A 1664-nucleotide genomic window follows, 5' to 3' on the forward strand; every position below is an offset into this window, starting at 1 on the left:
GGCTCCACCTCTGTCGAGGGTGAATGTAACTACTTCAACCTAATCAGGGTCTGTGGCCCTCACGTGCAGCTTGAAATGTATAGAAGCAAGAATAGCGGTGAGTTCAGCAGATTTATGAGTTGGAACGCTGACATACGACTTTCAGAAGCAGGCAAGCGGACGGTTTTGTCCGCTTGGCGGAAGGTAAGCCGTGAGTGAGAACGAACGCCCCAAGGTAGACGCACTTATCCTTGACATGGATAACACACTGTATGACTGGGTGGCGTTCTTTGTCCCGGCGCTCTACGCGATGGCCGAGGTAGTCGGCAAACTACTACATGTGCCAACAGAACTAGTTCTGCGCGAACTTCGTGAAGTCCATCGGACGTACGGTAACACCGAGCATCCGTTCGCGCTGCTGGAAACCAGGTTGGTTCAATCAGCGTTCCCACGGGCGACTCGGCAGGAGGCTCATGACGCACTCCAGCCCGCATTTCGCGCTTTCAACAAGGAGCGCGCCACCCGCCTTCGCTTGTATCCGGAAGTCGCATCTACTTTGGCCACAGTGCGCGCCGCTGGGTGCCGCGTGTTCGGTCACACAGAGGCGACGGTAGTAAACATCGAATACCGTCTTCAGAAGCTTAAGATTGCGGACTTTTTTGATAAAGTTTTCGCTAGTAAGTGGAATGGCCTTTCGCACCCGCAGGGTAGAGACTCTAAAGGTTCTGGCCAGCGTGTCCTTGTTTTGCCTACAGTGGCCCGCAAGCCAGACCCTGAGGCATTGCGAGTACTGCTTAATGAAATCCATGCTGTTCCAAGCCGGACCCTCTACGTTGGAGATAGTTTGAGTCGGGACGTGCAGATGGCCAATCAGGCTGGCGTTTTGGCGGCATGGGCTAAGTATGGGTCAAGCAACCAGAAAGAACTATGGGAGAAACTAGTTCACGTATCTCATTGGGCAGGGGAGAGCGTCGCAGCCGTCGATAGCGAAAGGTCGGGTCATGTGCCCCTCAAGCTGAAGTACCGCTCGATTACCAGATTTGGGCAGCTCTTAGAAGAGTATGTGTTTACAGCGCACAACGGCGAGCCTAACGCGACTACTTAGAGACGGTCAATTCGTATTGATTGCAGCTGATCGTTCGTTCTGTAGCTGAGCGACCAACGCACCGATTTCTGTTTCCCAGGCCAAAGTTTCGAGCTTTACCACATCGTCGATTTGCTTGTTAAATTGGATAAGAAATTGAAGGCGTTTTCGGACGTTAGCTTCCCCATCGGCCTTCGCTTTGAAAGAAAGTTGCGACCAGTGAGGCCGAAAGGCGACAAGAAGCCGAGAGACTTCCTGGCTTGCTGATATGTCGCGCATCCAGCCCGCGGACAAACCGAAGAATTTGTCAAATGCCACCAGCGTTGCCGCGAGTAACAAAAATGCGTAGCCCAACGAGACTGCGTTCTGGCTCGGCACGAGCAACTGAATCAGAGGGCCTCTTAGGGCGCCACAAACCATCGCGAGAGCGCGTAGGAGCTGCGAGGAAACCCCTCTTGATCCGCTTGTCGTTAGATACCATGCGCTGATTTGGGTGTCGCGTCCCTCCGAGTACTCAAATAGTTCTTGGAGTGCGCGCTCAGGGTCACGCCAGTCGTCTGGAGTGGTTACTGGAAAAGGTGAGACTTGGAGGTCGAGGCGC

2 protein-coding genes are annotated in these 1664 nt (G+C 53.7%); one reads left to right on the forward strand and one right to left on the reverse strand.

The features are described from left to right. Window positions 1-190: 190 nt before the first annotated feature. Window positions 191-1084, forward strand: coding sequence for an HAD family hydrolase (locus ACRESJ_RS21690; RefSeq protein WP_431759735.1), 894 nt, complete (start codon window positions 191-193; stop codon window positions 1082-1084). Window positions 1085-1090: 6 nt separating this feature from the next. Here ACRESJ_RS21690 and ACRESJ_RS21695 read toward each other — a convergent pair. Further along, a partial coding sequence (locus ACRESJ_RS21695) for an SLATT domain-containing protein (protein WP_431759736.1) occupies window positions 1091-1664 on the reverse strand: 574 nt, incomplete at its 5' end.

Source organism: Pseudomonas sp., assembly GCF_050739655.1.
GTDB lineage: Bacteria > Pseudomonadota > Gammaproteobacteria > Pseudomonadales > Pseudomonadaceae > Aquipseudomonas.